The sequence below is a fragment of the Sphingobium indicum BiD32 genome (genome assembly GCF_000382885.1).
Lineage (GTDB): Bacteria > Pseudomonadota > Alphaproteobacteria > Sphingomonadales > Sphingomonadaceae > Sphingobium > Sphingobium japonicum_C.
Window position 1 is genome coordinate 1 of the sequence record NZ_CAVK010000143.1, and the last position, 20716, is coordinate 20716.

General features: G+C 63.3%; 22 protein-coding genes. 12 read left to right on the forward strand and 10 right to left on the reverse strand.

The features are described 5' to 3' along the window. Positions 1–333: 333 nt before the first annotated feature. The gene (gene pobA, locus EBBID32_RS14195) at positions 334–1503 is read right to left on the reverse strand and encodes a 4-hydroxybenzoate 3-monooxygenase (RefSeq protein WP_037490873.1); all 1170 of its coding nucleotides are present in this window, start codon (positions 1501–1503) and stop codon (positions 334–336) included. A gap of 200 nt (positions 1504–1703) precedes the next feature. On the opposite strand from pobA, the gene EBBID32_RS14200 reads away from it, so the two are divergent. The 4 genes from EBBID32_RS14200 to EBBID32_RS14215 are packed head-to-tail and all read left to right on the forward strand — an operon-like array spanning position 1704 to position 4733. After that, positions 1704–2264, forward strand: coding sequence for a DUF3237 domain-containing protein (locus EBBID32_RS14200; RefSeq protein ID WP_006959321.1), 561 nt, complete (start codon positions 1704–1706; stop codon positions 2262–2264). A 17-nt stretch (positions 2265–2281) separates the two neighbouring features. Then, complete coding sequence (locus EBBID32_RS14205) at positions 2282–3589, forward strand: MFS transporter (RefSeq protein WP_006959322.1); 1308 nt, start codon at positions 2282–2284, stop codon at positions 3587–3589. An 11-nt stretch (positions 3590–3600) separates the two neighbouring features. After that, positions 3601–4473: a helix-turn-helix domain-containing protein gene (locus EBBID32_RS14210; RefSeq protein ID WP_006959325.1), complete on the forward strand. Its 873-nt coding sequence runs from the start codon at positions 3601–3603 to the stop codon at positions 4471–4473. Between the two features lie 32 nt (positions 4474–4505). Continuing rightward, a complete protein-coding gene (locus tag EBBID32_RS14215) occupies positions 4506–4733 on the forward strand; it encodes a hypothetical protein (protein ID WP_006959327.1) in 228 nt (75 codons plus the stop codon). A 63-nt stretch (positions 4734–4796) separates the two neighbouring features. Here EBBID32_RS14215 and EBBID32_RS14220 read toward each other — a convergent pair whose 3' ends face one another. From EBBID32_RS14220 to EBBID32_RS14245, 6 genes are all read right to left on the reverse strand, one after another. After that, complete coding sequence (locus tag EBBID32_RS14220) at positions 4797–5735, reverse strand: Gfo/Idh/MocA family oxidoreductase (RefSeq protein ID WP_006959330.1); 939 nt, start codon at positions 5733–5735, stop codon at positions 4797–4799. Between the two features lie 88 nt (positions 5736–5823). Further along, a complete protein-coding gene (locus EBBID32_RS14225; RefSeq protein ID WP_037490859.1) occupies positions 5824–6720 on the reverse strand; it encodes a class III extradiol dioxygenase subunit beta in 897 nt (298 codons plus the stop codon). Beyond that, on the reverse strand, positions 6720–7142 hold the full coding sequence (gene ligA / locus EBBID32_RS14230) for a protocatechuate 4,5-dioxygenase subunit alpha (RefSeq protein WP_006959334.1): 423 nt from the start codon (positions 7140–7142) through the stop codon (positions 6720–6722). Before ligA ends, EBBID32_RS14225 begins: the two co-directional genes overlap by 1 nt. Beyond that, on the reverse strand, positions 7139–8164 hold the full coding sequence (locus EBBID32_RS14235) for an amidohydrolase family protein (protein WP_006959335.1): 1026 nt from the start codon (positions 8162–8164) through the stop codon (positions 7139–7141). The genes ligA and EBBID32_RS14235 overlap by 4 nt, the downstream gene beginning before the upstream one ends. Positions 8165–8253: 89 nt before the next feature. Continuing rightward, positions 8254–9201 (reverse strand): NAD(P)-dependent oxidoreductase, encoded by a 948-nt coding sequence (locus EBBID32_RS14240; RefSeq protein ID WP_006959337.1) that lies wholly within the window; start codon positions 9199–9201, stop codon positions 8254–8256. Between the two features lie 64 nt (positions 9202–9265). After that, positions 9266–10417 (reverse strand): LysR family transcriptional regulator, encoded by a 1152-nt coding sequence (locus tag EBBID32_RS14245; RefSeq protein ID WP_006959339.1) that lies wholly within the window; start codon positions 10415–10417, stop codon positions 9266–9268. A gap of 105 nt (positions 10418–10522) precedes the next feature. Here EBBID32_RS14245 and ligK point away from each other — a divergent pair, with 105 nt between their 5' ends. From ligK to EBBID32_RS14260, 3 genes are read left to right on the forward strand one after another with little or no spacing between them, the layout of a single operon-like run. Then, positions 10523–11197 carry a 4-carboxy-4-hydroxy-2-oxoadipate aldolase/oxaloacetate decarboxylase gene (gene ligK / locus EBBID32_RS14250; protein ID WP_006959341.1) on the forward strand — a complete coding sequence of 225 codons (675 nt, stop codon included), beginning with the start codon at positions 10523–10525 and terminating at the stop codon, positions 11195–11197. Continuing rightward, positions 11190–12245, forward strand: coding sequence for a 4-oxalomesaconate tautomerase (locus EBBID32_RS14255; protein ID WP_006959343.1), 1056 nt, complete (start codon positions 11190–11192; stop codon positions 12243–12245). Before ligK ends, EBBID32_RS14255 begins: the two co-directional genes overlap by 8 nt. Next, on the forward strand, positions 12242–13150 hold the full coding sequence (locus EBBID32_RS14260; protein ID WP_006959345.1) for an amidohydrolase family protein: 909 nt from the start codon (positions 12242–12244) through the stop codon (positions 13148–13150). The genes EBBID32_RS14255 and EBBID32_RS14260 overlap by 4 nt, the downstream gene beginning before the upstream one ends. A gap of 13 nt (positions 13151–13163) precedes the next feature. On the opposite strand, the gene EBBID32_RS14265 is transcribed toward EBBID32_RS14260, so the two are convergent. After that, positions 13164–14627: a carboxylesterase/lipase family protein gene (locus EBBID32_RS14265; RefSeq protein ID WP_006959347.1), complete on the reverse strand. Its 1464-nt coding sequence runs from the start codon at positions 14625–14627 to the stop codon at positions 13164–13166. A 186-nt stretch (positions 14628–14813) separates the two neighbouring features. Between EBBID32_RS14265 and EBBID32_RS14270 the strand changes: the two genes are divergently transcribed. From EBBID32_RS14270 to EBBID32_RS14290, 5 genes are all read left to right on the forward strand, one after another. Continuing rightward, positions 14814–15167: a nuclear transport factor 2 family protein gene (locus tag EBBID32_RS14270; protein WP_006959349.1), complete on the forward strand. Its 354-nt coding sequence runs from the start codon at positions 14814–14816 to the stop codon at positions 15165–15167. 202 nt (positions 15168–15369) lie between these two features. After that, positions 15370–16122: an SDR family NAD(P)-dependent oxidoreductase gene (locus EBBID32_RS14275; protein WP_006959354.1), complete on the forward strand. Its 753-nt coding sequence runs from the start codon at positions 15370–15372 to the stop codon at positions 16120–16122. A gap of 25 nt (positions 16123–16147) precedes the next feature. Further along, positions 16148–16948 (forward strand): SDR family NAD(P)-dependent oxidoreductase, encoded by an 801-nt coding sequence (locus EBBID32_RS14280; protein ID WP_006959357.1) that lies wholly within the window; start codon positions 16148–16150, stop codon positions 16946–16948. A 71-nt stretch (positions 16949–17019) separates the two neighbouring features. Continuing rightward, positions 17020–17595 carry a TetR/AcrR family transcriptional regulator gene (locus tag EBBID32_RS14285; RefSeq protein ID WP_037490862.1) on the forward strand — a complete coding sequence of 192 codons (576 nt, stop codon included), beginning with the start codon at positions 17020–17022 and terminating at the stop codon, positions 17593–17595. 80 nt (positions 17596–17675) lie between these two features. Next, positions 17676–18521 carry a TauD/TfdA dioxygenase family protein gene (locus EBBID32_RS14290; RefSeq protein WP_006959362.1) on the forward strand — a complete coding sequence of 282 codons (846 nt, stop codon included), beginning with the start codon at positions 17676–17678 and terminating at the stop codon, positions 18519–18521. Positions 18522–18596: 75 nt separating this feature from the next. Here the strand turns inward: EBBID32_RS14290 and EBBID32_RS14295 are convergent, their stop codons facing one another. After that, complete coding sequence (locus EBBID32_RS14295) at positions 18597–19928, reverse strand: aromatic ring-hydroxylating oxygenase subunit alpha (RefSeq protein ID WP_231382206.1); 1332 nt, start codon at positions 19926–19928, stop codon at positions 18597–18599. Between the two features lie 18 nt (positions 19929–19946). Continuing rightward, complete coding sequence (locus EBBID32_RS14300) at positions 19947–20714, reverse strand: enoyl-CoA hydratase/isomerase family protein (protein WP_006959366.1); 768 nt, start codon at positions 20712–20714, stop codon at positions 19947–19949. Positions 20715–20716: the final 2 nt, after the last annotated feature.

The window sequence follows — 20716 nt, forward strand, 5'->3', positions numbered from 1 at the left end:
GACAACCAGCCTACCCCGATCCTTGCGTTTCGGAGGACTGTTCATCCCATCATGTTGGCGACCGTAAAACGCGCTACCCGCTGGCAGCGCCCCGTCCGGTGAACAGCCCTCTAGGTAGACACGCAGATTCGGTCAACAGGGAAATTGCCCAGGATGCGATTTTTTGTTGAGAATGTTCACGAAAATGACGCCAAAACCCCTCAAATATCGCAGTTTGCACGGGCTGAAACGGACAATGGCGCGGGCAGCTTTTCAGCCATCCCGCGCCATTCTCGTCGCCCGATCGTGTCAGAAACAGCGAATCGTCACGCCGAATCAGCGCTATCGCCGCCCCTACAGCGGCAAACCCACATAATTTTCGGCGATCGTCGTCTGCGCCGCCACTGACGAGGCAATATAGTCCAGATCCGCCACCTGCATCCGCCGGTCAAACGCATCGCTGTCGGGGAAACGGTGCATCAACCGGGTCAGTTGCCAGGAAAAGCGTTCCGCCTTCCACACGCGCGCCAGCGCCTTGGCAGAATAGCCTGCCACCCCGTCCGCATCCCCGCGCCCGAAATAGCCGATCAGCGCCTGCGACAGATAATGCACGTCCGACGCGGCCAGGTTCAGCCCCTTCGCGCCTGTCGGCGGCACGATATGCGCGCTGTCGCCTGCCAGCATCAGCCGCCCGTGCCGCATCGGCTCGAACACATAGGAACGCAGCGGCGCGATCGACTTTTCCAGCGCCGGGCCGCGCACCATCTGCGCTGCCGCCTCCGGTCCCAGCCGGATCGCCAGTTCGTCCCACAGCCGGTCGTCGGACCAGTCCTCGACCCTCTCGTCCAGCGCCACCTGCACATAATAGCGGCTGCGCGTTTCCGACCGCATCGACGCCAGCGCAAAGCCGCGCTCGTGATTGGCGTAGATCAGCTCATGATTGCAGGGCGGCACGTCGGCCAATATGCCCAGCCAGCCAAAAGGATAGACTTTCTCATAGGCGGTTGCCACCGACGCCGGGATCGCTTTGCGCGAGGGGCCATGGAAACCATCGCATCCGCACAGAAATTGCGCATCGATCCGGTGGCTCGCACCATCCTTGCTGTAGGTCAGATAGGGCGCATCGCTATCAACATCATGCAGCGCGACGTCGCCCGCGTCATAGATGATCTCCAGCCCGCGTTCGGGCGCCGCCTCCATCAGGTCGCGGGTGATTTCGGTCTGGCCATAGACCATCACCTGCTTGCCGGTCAGCCCTGCGACATCGATGCGGATCAGTCGCTCGCCATCGGCCAGGTGAAAGCCGTCATGCGGCAAGCCCTCCGCGTGCATGCGCGCGCCCAGTCCAACCCGGTCCATCAGATCGGTCGTCGTCCGCTCCAGCACCCCCGCCCTGATGCGCCCCAGCACATAATCGGGCGCGGCCCGTTCGACGATGATAGTGTCGATCCCCTCGGCCCGCAACAAATGGCCCAGCAATAGCCCGGCTGGCCCTGCTCCGATAATGGCGACCTGGGTTTTCATGCTATGCCTCTCCTGCCGAACCAGATTTGCGCCGATCATGCCCATTTGCCGGTCGCCATCACAGGGGCGGAGCAACCATATAGTTGGATGATTCAGCAGCCCTGCTCCGTTAATGCAGCGTCAACTTGACCGAAACGGCGGATTATCACATGAAATGCCGGTTGAGCCAGTAATGGACGATCCGACAGAGAGGGAGAGACATGACCGACACCCTGCCCCGTCGCAGCCTGCTCAAGGCGATGCCCGGCCTAGCCCTCTCCGGGGCTGCCACGCCCGCCATGGCCGCGCCTTCTGACGCGCTGGCGACTCCGCCCCTCACCCTTGCCATGCGGTTGCGCGTCCTGATCGGCGCGCCGCAGGAACTGGGCACCGTCGATGGTGTGCGCAAGCGGGTCATTCCCATTACTGGCGGCAGCGTGGACGGCCCGCGCCTGATCGGCAAGATCCTGCCCGGCGGCGCGGACTGGCAATCTATCCGCCCGGACGGCACGGCCGACATTCTCGCCCGCTATTCGATAGAGGCCAGCGACGGCACCATATTGTCGATCGTCAATCCGGGCTATCGCCATGGCCCCGCCCCGGTGCTGGCCCGGATCGCGGCCGGGGACGCGGTCGATCCAGCCCTCTATTATTTCCGCACCACGCCGCGTTTTGAGGTGGCGAGCGATGGTCCGCATGCCTGGCTTGGCCGCACCGTCTTTCTTTGCACCGCTGCACGCTATAGGGATCATGTGCGGCTCGATATTTTCGCGGTTGGTTAAAAATAAAAGGATTGAGGATGGCGGAATACGCAACGGACGTCCGGCGGCAACTGGATGAAGCACCTATGGGGCGGCTTCAGATCATCGCGATCATCCTTTGCGTCCTGCTCAATGCGCTAGACGGGTTCGATGTGCTGGCGATCAGCTTCGCTTCGCCTGGTATTGCCAAGGAATGGGGCGTGGAGCGCGCCGCCCTCGGTCTCGTCCTGTCTATGGAATTGATCGGCATGGCCATAGGCTCCATCCTGCTCGGCAATGTCGCCGACCGGATCGGTCGCCGCCCTACCATCCTCTTCTGCCTCATCGTCATGGCACTCGGCATGGGCGCGGCGACGCAGGCTTGGGACGTCATCTCCCTCTCGGTCATCCGTCTGGCCACGGGGCTTGGCATTGGCGGGATGCTCGCCTGCACCAATGCGATGGTCGCGGAACTCGCCAATGCCCGCGCGCGCAGCCTGGCCGTCGCGATCATGGCGGCGGGCTATCCGGCGGGCGCGATTCTTGGCGGATCGGTCGCCTCCCATCTGCTGGTCGCGGGCGACTGGCGCGACATCTTCCTGTTCGGGGGAATCGCCACTGCCCTGTTCCTGCCCTTCATCTGGTTCCTGCTCCCTGAGTCGATCGGCTTCCTGCTGCAAAAGCGGCCCGACAACGCCCTGGCGCGGGTCAATCATGCACTCCGCCGCCTGGGCCATGCCGCGCTCGACGCCCTGCCGCCCGTCGACACCGCCGCGCTCAAACCCTCCTTTGCCGCGCTGTTTGCGCCGGGCCTTGCGCGCACCACCATCCTGCTGACGCTTGGCTATTTCTGCCATATCATGACCTTCTATTTCATCCTGAAATGGGTGCCCAAGATCGTGGTGGATATGGGCTATGCCCCGTCGGCCGCAGGCGGTGTGCTGGTATGGGCCAATGTCGGCGGCCTGCTTGGTGCGCTGTTGCTGAGCGCGCTCAGCTGGCGGATTGCGATCCGGCCGCTCGTCATCATCGCCATGATCGCCTCCACCTGTCTGGTCACCTTGTTCGGTCAGGAACAGACGACGCTGGCGGGCCTCAGCCTGATTGCGGCCGCCGCCGGTTTCTGCACAAATGGCGCGGTCGTCGGCCTATATGCGCTGATGGCCCAATCCTTTCCCACTGCCGTACGCGCGGGGGGGACCGGCATCGTCATCGGCTTCGGCCGGGGCGGCGCGGCGCTGGGACCGATAGTGGCGGGCTTCCTATTCAGCCTTAACGTCGGCTTGCCATGGGTTGCCTTTGCCATGGCGCTCGGATCGCTGGTCGGCGCGGCACTACTGATCCTGCTGCGCCCCCGCCCCGCCTGACGCCGCCGCCCATGTCGGTCGCCCCGGTCCCCAGCTTCTACCTTTATGGCGAACCGCAGCGCAGTGTGGCGGAGGGGTTCGTCCATGTCGAAAGCCTGGACGACCGCTCCCGTCCCAGCGAATGGACGATCAACCGCCATGTCCATCGCGACCTCAACCATATCATCCTGATCGCGCAGGGCGGCGGCGCAATGCAGGCCGAAGCCAGCGAATTCCGGTTCGAGGCACCCTGTCTGTTGCTGGTTCCCGCCGGAATCGTCCATGGCTTCACTTGGCACCGCGAGTCCAGCGGCCATGTCACCACCATCGCCGCGGCCTATCTGCGCCACCTCATTGCCCGCGACGCCGATCTCGCCCCGCTCTTTGCCCACCCCCATGCCATCATGCTGCCACAGGCGGAGGGCGATGCCGCCGAAGCCGAGATCACACGCATGGCGCAGGAGCTGGGCTGGTCCGGCCCCGGCCAGCGCGCCGCAGTGGAATCCGCCCTGCTGCACCTCATGGTGCTGGCGCTACGCCACGCGGCTCTCACGCAACAGGCGCAGCCCGGCACGCCGCGCCAGGCCGCACTCGTCGCCCGGCTGCGCGAACGGATCGAGCAGCGCTTCCGCCAGCGCGAGCCGGTGGCGGACCATGCCCGCGCATTGGGTGTCAGCCTCACCGCCCTGCGTCAGGCCTGCGCCCGTGTCACGGGCACCTCTCCCGCTCAGATGCTCGATGATCGCGCTTTGCTGGAGGCACGCCGCCTGCTGCTTTATTCGCAAATGTCGGTGGCACAGATCGCCTATGCCACAGGCTTTGAGGATCCGGCCTATTTTTCCCGCTTCTTCGCCCGCCATATCGGCCAGCCGCCGCGCAGCTGGCGCGCCGCCAGAGACGGTTGAACCCGCGCGTCCCCGGCCCTATGCGTAACGCCATGACCGTGGACAAGCTCACCGACCTGCTCGTGGCGAAACTGCTGCGCGACCATGGCAAGAGCAAACATCATTGGCGCAAACTGATCGGCCCGATCCGCCTCTACAGCCGCGCCACGCACCCCCATTGCAACTGGTCGGTGACGCCGACCGGTGCCTTTGCCGATGTGGCCCGGCTCGAAACCCTGCTGGACGATTTGCGGCTGGCGCACCCGTTCGTAACCGTCTGACGCACAAAAAAGGCGCGGTCGGTTGCCCGCCGCGCCTTCCTTGCGACCCCGCAGGGATTCCTTTTACGCCAGCTGCTGCTCCAGCTCGCCCAGCACACGATAGCAATCGAACACCTTTGCGACGCTCGAATTGGGTTCGCGGCCTTCGCGGATCGCGCTGATGAATTCGCGGTCCTGCAATTCGATGCCGTTCATCGACACTGCCACCTTGGACACGTCGATCGGCTCTTCCTTGCCGTTCACCAGATCGTCGTAGCGCGCGATATAGGTGCCGGTGTCGCCAATATAGCGGAAGAAGGTGCCCAGCGGCCCGTCATTGTTGAATGACAGCGACAGGGTGCAGATCGCCCCGCTCTCGCTCTTCAACTGGATCGACATGTCCATCGCAATGCCCAGGTCGGGGTGGATCGGCCCCTGCATCGCGTGCGCCGACACGATCCTGCCCGCCTGATAGGCGAACAGATCGACCGTATGCGCCGCATGGTGCCACAGCAGATGGTCGGTCCACGACCGCGCTTCGCCCTTGGCATTGATATTCTTGCGGCGGAAGAAATAGGTCTGCACATCCATCTGCTGGATGTTCAGATCACCTGCCGTGATCAGATTATGGACATATTGATGGCTGGGGTTGAACCGCCGCGTATGCCCGACCATGCAGGTCAGGCCGGTTTCCTGTTGCTTGGCCAGCACCGCCTGCGCGTCCGCCCAGCTATCGGCCAGCGGAATCTCCACCTGAACATGCTTGCCCGCCTCCATGCAGGCAATCGCCTGCGCTGCGTGCATCTGCGTCGGGGTGCACAGGATCACCGCATCAACATCATCGCGCGCCAGCGTGTCCGCCAACTCGGTGGTCGCATGACCAATGCCATATTTGTCGGCAATCGCCTGCGTCGCATCCAGCCGTCGGCCAACCAGCGACGTCACGCTCACGCCATCGATATTCTTCAGGCCGTCGAGATGCTTTTCGCCAAAGGCGCCTGCACCAGCCAGGGCAATACGCATGAGAAACTCCGTATTATAAATGCCCCTCCCATTTAAGGGAGGGGTTGGGGTGGGTTGAGGCACGCGCCAAGGCACGCCTCGATGAATGTTACTCCGCTGCGATCGCCGTCACCGTATCGCTCCCGGTCATATCCAGCCCTTCGCCATTATCCGGGCGCAGCACCATATGGCCGATCGCGGTGTTGGAGCAGGGCACATGATAATGGCGGTGCAGCGCGCGGGTCTTTTTCCCCAGCGCCCCGCGCATCACCAGCCACATCACCATTTCAATGCCTTCGCTGCCCGTCTCGCGCAGATATTCGATATGCGGAATCCGGCGCAGATGGTCGCTCTCACCGACCAGCCCATCCAGGAACATATTGTCCCATTCCTTGTTGATCAGCCCCGCGCGCGGTCCCTGCAACTGGTGGCTCATGCCGCCGGTGCCCCAGATCTGGACGTTCAGATCTTCGGGGAAGCTTTCGACCGCCTTCTTGATCGCTTCGCCCAGCGCCCAGCAGCGATTGCCCGACGGCGGGGGATAGGTGACGACATTGACGGCCAGCGGCACGACCTTGCACGGCCAGGCGTCGGGCTTGCCGAACATCATGCTGAGCGGCACGGTCAGCCCATGGTCGACGTCCATCTCGTTGATGATGGTCATGTCGAACTCGTCTAGCACCAGGCTCTGCGCAATATGCCAGGCCAGGTCGGGATGCCCCTCCACGTCCGGCACCGCGCGCGGCCCCCAGCCTTCGTCCGCCGATTTGTAGCGCTCGCCGCAACCGATCGCGAAGGTCGGGATGATCTTCATGTCAAAGGCGGACGCATGGTCATTATAGACCAGAATGATGACATCGGGCTTTTCCGCCTTCTCCCATTCGCGCGTCCAGTCATACCCTGCAAAGATCGGCCCGAAATATTCGTCACGATCCTTGTTGAAGTCCGACGCCACGCCCAGCAGCGGCACATGGCTCGACGCCACGCCAGCAGTAATCCTCGCCATCATCTTTTCTCCCTGATCGACCGCTGGCCTTCGGGTGAACGGCCACCATTCATCATCATTTCCCGATATTCGGGAAAGCTCATGCCGGTCATGGTGCTGACCGCCTCGGCGAACGGAATCCCGTCGGTCGAAAACAGCTTGGACAGGAAATAGACATTGCCGCCCAGGTCCAGGCACCGATTATAGTCGCGCGCCAGCAACGCCAGCTTCTGGTCCTCGGTCAACGGCCATTCGTCCATATAGGCGCGCTCGTCGGCCTTGAACCGGGTGCGATTTTCGTCCTTCATCAGGCTCATCGCAAACTGGTTCATATGATAGCCCTTGCGCGCGCGTGCCGCCGTATAGACGCGGGTGCCGGGAATATCCTCGAACTCAGCCAGATATTCGTGAATATCCTGATGCTTGGGATCTTCTGTCATCATAGTCCCCTCTCCTTTAATTGCGCGTCCAGCCGGGGAAAGACGCGGCGGGCATTGCCCTCGAAAATGGCGGCGCGCTCGGCCGCGCTAATGTCCAGCGCATCGACATAGCGCTTGGTGTCATCGAAATATTGCCCGGTGGTGGGGTCGATCCCGCGCACCGCGCCGACCATTTCCGACCCGAACAGGATATTCTTGTTGTCGATCACATCGGCCAGCAGATCGACGCCCGGCTGATGATAGACGCAGGTGTCGAAATAGATGTTGTTCATCAGATGCGTCGACAGATCGGGCTTTTTGAGCATGTCGGCCAAGCCGCGATAACGCCCCCAATGATAGGGCACCGCGCCGCCGCCATGCGGGATGATGAAACGCAGCGTCGGGAAATCCTTGAACAGGTCGCCTTCCAGCAACTGCATGAAAGCGATCGTGTCCGCCGCGATATAATAGCCGCCGGTCGCGTGCATCGCCGGGTTGCAGCTGCCCGAAACATGGATCATCGCCGGGACGTCCAGCTCGACCATTTTCTCGTAGAAGGGATACCAATAGCGGTCGGTCAGCGGCGGGTGGGTGAAATGCCCGCCGCCCGGATCGGGATTGAGGTTGCAGCCGATGAAACCCAGTTCAGTGACACAGCGCTCCAACTCGGCGATGCTATTGCGCATGTCCGCCTTGGGCGACTGCGGCAACATGCATACGCCGACAAAGGTTTCGGGGAACATCGCCACCACCCGCGCGATCAGGTCGTTGCAGCGGATCGCCCATTCCCTGGCCATCGCTTCATCGCCGACATGCGGTGCCATCGCCGATGCGCGAGGCGAAAAGATCGTCAGGTCCGCGCCACGCTCCTTGATCAGCCGCAACTGGTTCGCCTCGATCGTCTCACGAATCTCTGCGTCGCTAATATCGGGATAGGGCGGGCACGGCGTCCCGGCCTTGAACGCCGCCTTCTGCTCCTCGCGCCAGGCATCATGCCCCTTGGGCAACACCGTATAATGGCCATGGCAATCAATAATCAGGCTCATTGCGTCTCTTTCCTAAACCCTGTTCCGTCACCCCGGCGCAGGCCGGGGTCTCAGGCATCGACGCACCGCGCCTGCCCAACAAAACCCCGTCATTCCTGCGAAGGCGGGAACCCGTCTCCCAACAGTTCCTCCTGTCGCGAGGTAGCGAGGTGGATTCCCGCCTCTGCGGGAATGACGTGGGAAGAAACCACGCCAATCTTCGCTCCCAGCCCTTCCGGCACCGCCATCACGCCCAGCGCGCCAATTGCCCGCTGCCGTTCCACCGTGCCGCGCGTCATGATCGCACCCGTGCCCAGCCCCTCCAGCGTCTTGACCACTTCCTCCATCTCGGCGGCGCGACGCAGGCCATGCACCAGCATCCGGTCCAGATTATAGTCCGCCCGCACGTCCCAAGGCTTGGCCTTCTCGCTCGCATCGAGCGACGCCAGCACCTCGTCCAGCACATTTGCCGCATCGGCCGCCAGCACACATTCGGCGGTCAGCGCCTCTATGCCCTTGACCATGACCGAACGGATCATCTTGATCGACGACGCCCGCCCCACGTCCGCGCCAACGATGCGGGTTTTGGCAAAACCCAGCGCCCTTAGCCGCGCCTCTGCAATCTGCGCCTTCTCGCCACTCAGCAGCAACGGCACGTTCAGCCGCGCCGGATCGACCGGGGCCATGACAGCGATATCGACATAATGCGCGCCCGCCGCCTCGATCGCCCGTGCGGCCGCCTGCTTGGTCTGCGGCGCAACGCTGTTCATGTCGCAGTAGATCGCGCCCGGCGCGATCAGGTCCGCCGCGCCTTCCGCCACCGCAAGCGCCTGGTCCGCCGTCACCAGCGACAGGATCAGGTCCACACCGTCGAGCGCATCTTCCATGAAGAGCGCAGGCAGCACACCCGCCTGCGCATAGGCCGCCAGCATCGATTCGCGCGTGGTCGCGCATTCCGTCTTGGCATCATAGACATGGGCGGCGGCGGCCCAATCCCCTGCCCGTGCAAAGGTGGACCCTGCTTCACCAAACCCGATCAGACCGACTTCCTGCTCCATGATGAAAATGATGCAATAACGCGCGTGGCGTCGCCAATCATATCCAGGGGCATGATATTAGAATTTACGAATTCATGTCCGTGACGGCCTGGCTGATGGCAGCCATGAATTGCTGCTGCATCCGCGTCGGCCGCCAGTCGGCCCGGCTGGTCAGGCCGATGGTACGGCTGATCTCGCCCGGTGCCGGCCCAATATCCGCCAGCATCCCGCTGTCCAGCTCGACCCGCAACTGGTCGACCGACAACAGCGTCAGATACTCACCACTCACCAGCAATTGCCGCACCGTCATCACCGATCCGCACTCGATCGGCACTGCGGGCAGCTCTCCCCCCAGCGCCGCGAACATCGCCCGCCACAATTGCCGCAACGGCGTTCCTTCGGGCGGCAATATCCATGGGAAACGCCGCAGATCATCACCATCCCAGCCCTGCTCCAATGGATGGCCCGCCCGCGCAAATATGGTCGGCCGGTCCTCGAACAGGGGCTGCTGCACCAGATCCTGCCCGATCGTCGCATCGCGCAAGGCACCAACCATCATGTCGATCTCGCCATCGCGCAGCGGTCCCACCAGTTCGGCGTGCGATCCTTCCACCACCGATATATCGACCTGCGGAAAATCGCGGCGAAAGCGGGTGATCGCCAGCGGCAACAGCCGCGCGCGGCTCAGCGGCATCGCGCCGACCAATATCCGCCCGCTCTCCTGTCCCCGCAGCGCGGCAATCTCCTCCAGCCCCTGCCGCAACTCGGCCAGCGCAAGCCGCAACCGCCGCGCCAGCGCCACGCCAGCGCGCGTCAGCATCAGCCCCCTGCCCCGCCGCTCGGCCAGCCTTACCCCCAGCGCCAGCCCCAGATCGCCCACCGCACGATGCAGCGACGGCTCTGCCACCCCGACCAGCGCCGCCGCCGCGGCATAGCTGCCCGCGCGCGCCAGCGCGACGAAGGCCCGGATTTGCGCTGCCGTCACCCGGCTGCTGCCGATCAGGCGCAACACGACCTCGACACGCGGCTTGAACCGCAGCGCCACCTCGGTCGGCACCATCCCCCCCGGCCGCCGCTCGAACAACGCCACACCCAACTGCCCCTCCAGCTTCGCGATGCCCTGCGTCACCGCCGGCTGGGTCAAATTCACCGCCCGCGCCGCCAGACTGACACTGCCCTGATCGACCACGGCGACCAGCGCGGCGAGGTGCCGGATATTGAACTGATCAGCTTCCATTTTTGACAATTAGCAAAATTTTATGACATTGCGCCAGAACCGATTTGAGCATTTCGTTACATATGTCCATCTCACTGTCGGGTTTAGGTAAAGAGGAGCAGCGCCATGTCCGGCATCGTCGTCCAGAATATCGAACGGGCGGACCTTTCCGTCATTGACGGGCTTGCCCAATGCGGCGTCGCCACCGTCCATGAAGCCCAGGGCCGCACCGGCCTGCTCGCCCCCCACATGCGCCCCATCTATCCCGGCGCCCGGATCGCGGGCAGCGCCGTCACCATCTCTGCCCCTCCGGGCGACAACTGGATGGTCCATGTCGCTATCGAACAGCTCAAGGAAGGCGACATCCTCGTCCTCGCCCCCACCAGCCCCTGCACCGACGGCTATTTCGGCGACCTCCTCGCCACCTCCGCCCAGGCCCGTGGCTGCCGCGGCCTCATCATCGACGCAGGCGTCCGCGACCTGCGCGACTTGAAGCAGATGAACTTCCCGGTCTGGTCAAAGGCGGTCCACGCCCAGGGTACGATCAAAGGCACGCTGGGATCGGTCAACGTTCCCATCGTCTGCGCCAACGCGCTGGTCAATGCAGGCGACGTCGTCATCGCCGACGATGACGGCGTCTGCATCGTCCCCCGCGCCGACGCCGTGTCGGTGCTGGAAAAGGCACAGGCCCGCGAAGCCGCCGAAGAAGCCAAGCGCGTCCGCCTCGCCGCAGGCGAACTCGGCCTCGACATCTACAACATGCGCCCGCGCCTCGAAGAGATGGGCCTGAAATATGTTTGACCGCGCCCGCGTCATGTGGATGCGCGGCGGCACGTCGAAGGGCGGCTATTTCCTGGCCGACGACCTGCCCGCCGATACCGCCGCCCGCGACGCCTTCCTCCTGCGCGTCATGGGGTCGCCCGACCCGCGCCAGATTGACGGCATGGGCGGTGCCGATCCGCTGACCAGCAAAGTCGCGATCATCAAAAAGTCACAGCGCGACGGCGTCGATATCGACTATCTCTTCCTGCAAGTCTTTGTGGATCAGGCGATCGTCAGCGACGCCCAGAATTGCGGCAATATCCTTGCCGGGATCGGCCCCTTCGCGATCGAGCGCGACCTGATCGCCGCGCAGCAGGACGAAACCCGCGTCGCCATCTTCATGGAAAATACCGGCCAGATCGCCATCGCCACGGTCCAGACCCCCGGCGGCATCGTGCGTTATGACGGCGACGCCAAAATCGACGGCGTCCCCGGCAGCGCCGCGCCGATACCGCTGGAATTTCGCGACACCGCCGGTTCTTCCTGCGGCGCACTGCTACCGACCGGCAACGCCTTTGATATAGTGGACGACGTCCGCGTGACCCTGATCGACAACGGGATGCCCTGCGTCGTCATGAAGGCAAGCGATGTCGGCGTCACCGGCTATGAGGACCGTGACACGCTGGACAATGACAGCGCGCTCAAGGCCCGGATTGAGGCCATCCGCCTCGCCGTTGGCGAACGGATGAACCTTGGCGATGTCACCGAAAAATCGGTACCCAAGATGATGCTGGTCGCCCCGCCGCGCAATGGTGGCGCGGTCACCGTCCGCAGCTTCATCCCCCACCGCGCCCATGCCTCCATCGGCGTGCTGGGCGCGGTCAGCGTCGCCACCGCCTGTTTGATCGAAGGGTCGCCAGCCGCCGAAGTCGCCAGCATCCCCGGTGGCAACCGCAAGACGCTGTCGGTGGAACATCCGACCGGCGAAACCACCTGCGTCATGGAACTGGACGATAGTGGCACCGTCACCAGCGCCGCCATGCTGCGCACCGCGCGCAAATTGATGGATGGAGAGATTTTCGCATGAGTGCCAAAGAAACCGGACGCATTGTCTCATGGCATGGCAATCCGTCCAAGCCGCTCTACACCCCGCCCCCCGGCGCGATCGACGCGCATTGCCATGTGTTCGGGCCGATGGCGGACTTTCCGTTCAGCGCGAAGGCGAAATATCTGCCGCAGGACGCCGGGCCGGATATGCTGTTCGCCCTGCGCGACCATCTGGGCTTTGCCCGCAATGTCATCGTCCAGGCCAGCTGCCACGGCACCGACAATGCAGCGACGCTGGACGCCATCGCCAAATCGAACGGCCCAGATGGAATACAAAGGGCGCGCGGCGTCGCCGTGGTCGATCCAGCCATCTCCGACGCCGAACTTGCCGCCCTGCATGACGGCGGGATGCGCGGCATCCGCTTCAATTTTCTGAAGCGCCTAGTCGATGACGCGCCCAAGGACAAATTCCTCGAAGTGGCCCAGCGCCTGCCCGCAGGCTGGCATGTCGTCATCTATTTCGAGGCGGACATTCTCGAAGAACTGCGCCCCTTCATGGACGCCATCCCCGTGCCGCTGGTGATCGACCATATGGGCCGCCCCGACGTGACCCAGGGGCCGGACGGCGCGGAGATGAAGGCGTTTCGCGCGTTTCTCGACAGCCGGGACGATATCTGGTTCAAGGCGACCTGCCCCGATCGGCTGGACCCGAATGGCGACCCGTGGAACAGCTTTGCCGACGCCGTCGCGCCGCTGGTCGCCGACTATCAGGACAGGGTTCTGTGGGGCACCGACTGGCCACACCCCAATATGCAGGACGCCATCCCCGATGACGGCCATCTGGTCGACATGATCCCACGCATCGCGCCCACCGCTGATCTGCAACGCAAGCTGCTGATCAACAATCCAATGCGGCTCTACTGGCCCGAAGAGATCAGCGCCTGATCGCCCGTCGGGGTCAGTCGGTCAGGCCGACCCCGACATCATGCCCGGCCCATGCCTGCCAACGGGCGGCTTCGGGCCGGGCCTCCACCCGGTCGGCCAGGTTGAAGATCATCATCTGCCCCTGGCTGGCGTCATAGGCTGGCCATGCCGCTTCGGGCCGACCATGGCGCACGAAATGTGCGATGTGCCGCGTCATCCGCTGCCCCAGTGCCGCGCGGCGTCCCGTCATCCGTCCACCCCGCGCCAATGCAGCGCGCAGCCCTCGCATCGGCCAGGTCAGGGTCAGGTCCAGCCCATGGGTCGCCCCGGCGATCGGATGGGCATAGTCGAACCGATAGAACCAGGTCGGGCTGTGCGCGGCATGGCGGTCGGCGAAATGGCGGGTCGGCATGACGAAGGTCAGGTCGCCCGCCAGCGCCCGACGCCCGGCCGTGGTACGCGGATAGGTCGCCAATATCGCCTGCGCCCGTTCCGTTCCCAACTGCCCGTGCAGCAGCGTCTCCAGCGCAAGCCAGCTGGTCGGCAATATGTCGCCGGGCATCAACTCGAACAATCGCACCTCATCGCGCGTTGCCCCCGCCAGCAACGGCACCGGCGCTGCCTGCGCCCGATGTACATCCGCCAGCGTCCCCGGCACCAGATCATCGTCGAGCCAGGGCGAGGCGGGAATCGTGCCGGGATTGGCGGCACCGACAGCCGCCTGCGCCTCGAACAGGCGGTACAGATCTACGGCCTTTAGGGCTTCAAGGCTGCGGCCATCATCGCCCAGCACGGCGCGATACTGCTGCGCGATTCCCACGCTCTTGCCCAGACTATGGATCATGCTGACCGCGCCACTCTGCATGATAGCCTGCTGGAACAGGGGGCGGGCAGCCGTTGCGTGGAGCAGCAGCGACACCGACATCGACCCGGCCGACTGGCCGCCGATTGTCACCCGACAAGGATCGCCGCCAAAGGCCGCAATGTTCGCCTGCACCCAGGTCAGCGCTGCAATCTGATCGCGCAGGCCAAGGTTTGAAGGGATGTCGGACGTTCCTAATGCCGCCCCGAAGTTGACGAAACCCAGCACCCCGACACGATAGTTGATGGTGACGACGATGATCCGCCCGTCGCGCGCCAGTGCCGAACCATCATAGCCATTGCCGCTGCCCGCGACGAAAGCGCCGCCGTGAATCCACACATAGACGGGCAGACGTTCGCCCTCGACCAGATCGTCCGGGGCGTAGATGTTGAGTGTCAGGCATTGTTCGGAAAAGTCGGGTGCAGCGATCCGGGCGCGCTTGGCGGCGTTGCCATACATTTGCGGGCATTGCGGCCCCACAACGGTCGCGTCCCGCACGTCGATCCAGGAGGCCGCTGGCATCGGCGCAGCGAACCGGGCGGCATCAGCATAGGGAATGCCCAGCCAGCGCCGTGCGCCGTCACTGACTGTTCCCCCAACCAAGCCTGATTGCGTAGCGACGACCAACCCGTCCATAGCCCATACCTCCCCCGGCGGCTTCACGCCGCTTGCTGGCCAGACCCTATCGCAGCGAAGCTGCCGACCCAACAGCGATTGTCGATGTCCTGATCGCCGCCCCGATATCGGCTGTGGGGAAGCTTGAAGGGTGCCGATCCGGCCTGATTGCGACTAGCCTAGTCCTACATGACAGGAGAGGCAGGCATGGACGCATTGGCGCAACTGGTTGCGAAGGACGAGATCCGGGAACTGGCGCAACTTTATGCGCGGGGGATTGATCGCAAGGATATGGGCCTGCTGCGCACGCTCTACACCGACGATGCGATCGACAATCATGGTCCCTATTCCAGTGGTCCTGTCGATCGATACTTCGCCTTTCTGGAGCGGTCACTGCCCCATATGCATATTGGCAGCCACCACATCTGCAATCATCTGATCAGTGTCGACGGCGACAGGGCGACCGGCGAAGTCTATGCCATTGCCTGGCACCGCATCCCCGACGGCAAGGATGGATTGGCGCATGACATTCGACATGAAAATGCTGCTCCCTGCCGCTGACCATGGTGAAAAGCCGGACCCCGGACAGGACGTCTCCTATCACATGCTGCGTTCGGCGCTGTTCGCCCGTCATTAAGTTACGCCACGGCTTCGCTCAGGCGATCACAATCCGGCCTTGCTTGACAGTCCGGAGGCCCAAGTTGATCACCTGTTCAAACACGGATGAGATCCACAGGGATCGAACGACAGGAAGGATTTGGCGATGACACGCTCTCTCAATGGCAAGGTCGCAGTGGTGACGGGTGCTGGATCAGGTATCGGCCGTGCCATCGCCATCCGACTAGCCGAAGATACCGCAAAAATAGCGATCTGGGACATTAATGCCGAAGGCGCTGCGGAAACCGCCCGACTGGTCGAGGCGGCAGGTGGCACCGCCATTGCGCTGACCGTCGATTGTTCCGACAAGGCTGCAATCCATGCGGCGGCGGAAGAAACCCGCGCCAGGCTGGGTCCGGTCGCGATATTGGTGAACAATGCCGGGATCGCCCCCTTCACGCCGTTCATGGACATTGATGACGACCTGTTCGACAAGGTCATCCATATCAACCTGCGCGGCCCTTACCTTCTGACCAAGGAAGTGCTGCCAGACATGCTCGCCGCCGGCTGGGGCCGGGTGATCAATATCACCTCCTCCTCGGTCCAGTCCGGTTCCTTCGCGCAGGGCCATTATGTATCGTCCAAGGGTGGGCTGATGGGCATGACCAAGGCGCTGGCGCTGGAATTTGCCGCCAGCGGCGTGACGTTCAACATGGTGCCGCCCGGCTTCATCGACACCCCAATGCTACGCGCCGCGCCAATTGATGCCGAGGCCTTCGCCCAGACGCTACCGATGAAGCGCATCGGCAAGCCGGAGGATATCGCCGCCGCCTGCGCCTATCTGGCGTCGGAAGAAGCCAGCTACATCACTGGCCAGACGATCAGCACCAATGGCGGCCGCTATATGGGATCGCATTAAGGGTAAGGTCGAAGGGACAAGACCCATGCGGCTTGCGGGCAAGATCGCGATCATCACCGGCGCGGCGGGCGGCATGGGCGAAGCGGCCGCATTGTTGTTCGCGCGCGAAGGCGCGAAGGTCGCCGCTGTCGATCTGGATGAAGCCAGGGTTGCGGCCGTTGTGGAAGCCATCCGCGCGCAGGGCGGTCAGGCGATCGCCATCGGCGCCGATGTCAGCAAGACCGCCGACATAGTACGCATCGTTGCTCGCATCGAGGCAGAACTGGGCCTGCCCACGATCCTGTTCAACAATGCCGGCGTCGATACGGAGAATAAACGGTCGATCCTGACCATCGACGAAGATGCTTTCGACGCATGTATCGCCGTCAACCTGAAGGCCGTCTGGCTGATGATCAAGCATGTCGCCCCGCGCATGATCGCAGCGGGCGGCGGATCGATCGTCAACACCGCTTCCATCGCGGCGTCGATCGTCGCCGGCACGGCGGGCTATTGCGCGTCCAAGGCGGGCGCAGTTGCGCTTACGAAGGTAGCGGCGGTCGAATTGGGGCGTCATAACATCCGCGTCAATGCGCTCTGTCCCGGCGCGACCGAAACGCCAATGGCCAAGCATCAGCGGCAGGAAATGGAGAAAGCGGGCCTGCCCACCTCCTCCATGTTGATGGACCGGATGGGCGTGTTGGGCCGCATGGCGCAACCGGAGGAAATGGCGATGATGGCGCTGTTCCTGGCAAGCGACGAGGCAAGCTTTGCGACCGGCGGCGTGTTCAATAATGATGCGGGCTGGACCGCGATGAGCGGCATATCCGTCCAGGATTTCGCCCGGTGACCGTTCGGGTGGTCCCGCCGCCGTCCATCCAGCACTCTTGCACACGCGGCAGCGACACCTATGGTCGCGCAATGGTCCAGAAACGTCGCATCGGGGCGGAAAGCTCCGAAACCCGCGCCCGCATTGTCGAAGCCGCCGAACAGGTGATCCGCGATGAAGGCTATGCCGCCGCCAGTTCACGACGCGTCGCGCTGCGCGCCGAATTGCCGCCGTCGCTGGTCCATTATTATTTTCCGACGACCGACGACCTGCTGCTGGCCGTGTTCCGGCGGGGCGCGGAACAGAGCGACACGATGATCGAGCAGGCACTGGCCAGTGACGATCCGGTCCGGGCGCTGTGGCGCTTTTTTTCCGACACCAGCCGCACTGCGCTGGCGATGGAATTTGTCGCGCTGGCCAACCATCGCAAGGCAATCCGCGCCGAAATCGCCCGCCACAGCGAAGCGATGCGCGCGCGCCAGACCGAATGTTTTGAACGCCTGCTGGGCGACCGGCTGGCGCAGCGCGGCGTCAGTGCGACGGGGCTGAGCCTGTTGTTAGCCAGCGCCGGGCGCGCGCTCGTAATGGAAAGCGGATTGGGTGTCGCCGCCGGACACGCCGACGCACGGCAGGCGGTAGAACAATGGCTGGACGATCTGCTCGCGTGAAAAATGAGAGGTGTTGACTTTTTGCAGGCGCAGTGCTGAACATGTGTTCAACGTACAGGCTACACTGAGGAGAGTCGGACATGGCAACCACCGCGATCACGCGCTTTGCGCATGAAGAGATCAAGCCGAAGATCGGCAGCCGCATCCTGAACAGCAAGGAGGAGTTGCTGGCGGGCGATCTGGGGCCACAGATCCGCGACTTGCTGGAACAGCGCGGCGTGCTGGTGTTCCCCAAGATCGATTTCAACGACGATGAACAGATCGCCTTCACCAAGACGCTGGGTACGTTCGCGCCGGAAATGCAGGACGGGACCAATCACAAGATCCACAAGATCACGCTCGACGTGAAGGAAAATCCGCAGAGCGCTGAATATCTTAAAGGCTCGCTCTACTGGCATATCGACGGCACGATGAATGACACGCCGATCCTGGCGTCGCTGCTGTCGTGCAAGGTCAAGGCAAGCTGGGGCGGCAATACCGGTTTTTGCAACACCTATGCCGCCTATGAGGCGCTGAGCGACGAGCAGAAGGCCGAATATGAAAAGCTGCGCGTGATCCATTCGGTGTGGGCGACGGTATTTTATTATGAACCCGAACCCAGCCTGGCCAAAATCCAGGGGATGCAGCGGATCGGCGAGAATGAACTGCCATTGGTGTGGAACCACAAGTCGGGCCGCAAGTCGCTGGTATTGGGCTGCACCGCGCACCGGGTGCTGGACGTACCGGCGATGAAGAGCGCCGAAATACTGGTCGGACTGCGCGAATGGGCGACGCAGGAAGAATTCAGCTACAGCCACGACTGGAGCGTGGGCGATCTGGTGATCTGGGACAATACCGGCACGATGCACCGCGCCGAAGCTTATGATCCAACCTGCAACCGCATGATGCACCGCACCAAGCTGCAGGGTGAAGAGCCGTTTGAATAGGCGGCATAGCGCAGCTAACCAAAATGCCCGTCGCCAGATATGGCGGCGGGCTTTTTGGTTGGGCTTTGCAGATATTCAGTCGATCGGCTTGGGTGCCCCCGTCCCCATATAGCGCGCCAGGTTATGGTGGAGGCTGGCAACCGAGCGCTCCATATAGGGGTTGGGCTGGGTACCGCGGAAGCCGATATTTTTCATGCCCTGCTGGACGGCGGCCATGTTGGTGAAATCCTGTTGCAGGACAGGAGGCCAGGCTTCAGGCGGGGTATATTCCCATTCCGTGGCTGGCGCTTCGCCCTCCGGGAACAGTTCATACACCGCGGCTTCAAAGATGCATTTGTCGGGATCGCCCAGATAGGGGCGGGCCGAATAGCAGAGCATGTTGTTGACGGCGTGGCCAATCTGGAAGTTGGGGAAAATCTGCCAGGCGGTGCCGCTTCTGGCGGTATGGGCCGGTTCGACCACGGGCCAGAATACGCCGCGCTTTGCATCGTCGGCACGGGCGGACGCCAGCCAATGTTGCAGCACCTGCGGCGCGGGTGTGCCTTCGGGCAGTTCGTCCTTCAGGCGGGTGGCTGCGTTGACCAAAGTCATGGTCGTGTTGGTGTTGGCATTTTCCCAGGTGAAGAGCTGCATTTCCGCCGTCGACAGGCGCGGGTCCTCGCCCGAACCGATGCGCAGCTTGGCCTGGTTCTCATCCATATTCTTGGGCGCGTCATAGCCGATATTGCTGTGCAGGCCGTGCTGGCGCGCCCAGCCGCGAAATTCGCCGAAAGCGTTGAATTCGGGGTGGGTGGTCTGGACATGGTAAGTCTCGCTGAACGCTTCCAGCGCGACCTTCCAGTTGCAGTCGAAGATGATCCATTTGCGCCAGCGATAGCGCATATTCGCAAGGCCGAACGGATCGAGCATCTCCGGCACGACGCCCAGATAGTCAGCAAGCGGTTCTGCATCGGGGTTGAGCGTGATCCACGCCCAGCCGCCCCAGCTATCGACCCGCACCCTGCCGAGCGCCGTGCGCTCCGCCGTCAGCTTGCCCTGCCAGTCGTCCTGATGATTGACGAAGCTGCATTGCCCGGCCCGGTCGAAGGTCCAGCCGTGGAAGCCGCAGATGATGCTCGTCCGGTTGCCGCGCGCGTTACGGGCGCCGGGTGGCGTGTCGATCAGGCGGCGGCCGCGATGGGGGCAGACATTGTGGAAGGCGCGCAACTCGTCCGGGCCGGTGCGCATGACGATGACCGAGTCTTCCAGGATGTCATAGGTGATGAAGTCACCGACATTGGGGATGTCTTCCAGCCGGGCCGCCTGTAGCCAGACCTTGCGCCAGAGGCGGTCCTGTTCGGCGCGGGCATAATCGCGCGACACATAGGCTTCGACCGGGACGGTGACCGGTTCTGTCAAATCTGTCATAACATCCTCGCTTGTCATCTATCGGCCCTGCCAGTTGGGCGAGCGTTTTTCGGCGAAGGCGCGCGGGCCTTCCTGCGCGTCCTGGCTCATATAGCTATGTTCCGAGGCAGCGCGGGCTGCTTGCAGCGCGGCGGCGCGGCCCATTTCGGTCGCCAGCATCACCGTGTCGCGCCCGGCCTTCACCGACAAAGGCGCGCCATCAAGAATTTCGGTGGCGAGGGTGATGGCGGCGTCCAGCAGCGCTTCGGGTTCGGCCAGACGGTTGACCAGACCAATCTCATAGGCGCGCTGAGCAGTGATCGGTTTGCCGGTCAGGATGATCTCCATCATGATCCGCTGCGGGATCATGTGAATGAGCGGCGCGGCCCAGGGGGAGGAGCGGCCGACCTTGACCTCGGTGATGGCAAAGCGTGCCGTAGTGCTGGCGACGCACAGGTCGCAGGCCTGCGCGATCATCCAGCCGCCGGCAAAGGCAACGCCGTTGACGGCGGCGATGGTCGGCTTGCTCAGTTCGATACTGTCATAGGGCAAGGGGAACATGGCGCGCGGCGGCACGGTCATGCCGGTTTCGACCATTTCTTTCAGGTCACCGCCCGCGCAGAATGCCTTGTCGCCCGACCCAGTCAGGATGGCAACGCGCAGCGCCGGGTCGGACTCGAACTTTTCCCATGCGGCGCGCAGCCCTTCGCGCACTTCGCGGCTGAGGCAGTTGCGCTGGTCGGGGCGGTTGATCGTCAGGATGGCGATGCCATCGGCGCGGGCTTCAAAGAGGACAGCGTCGGTCATGA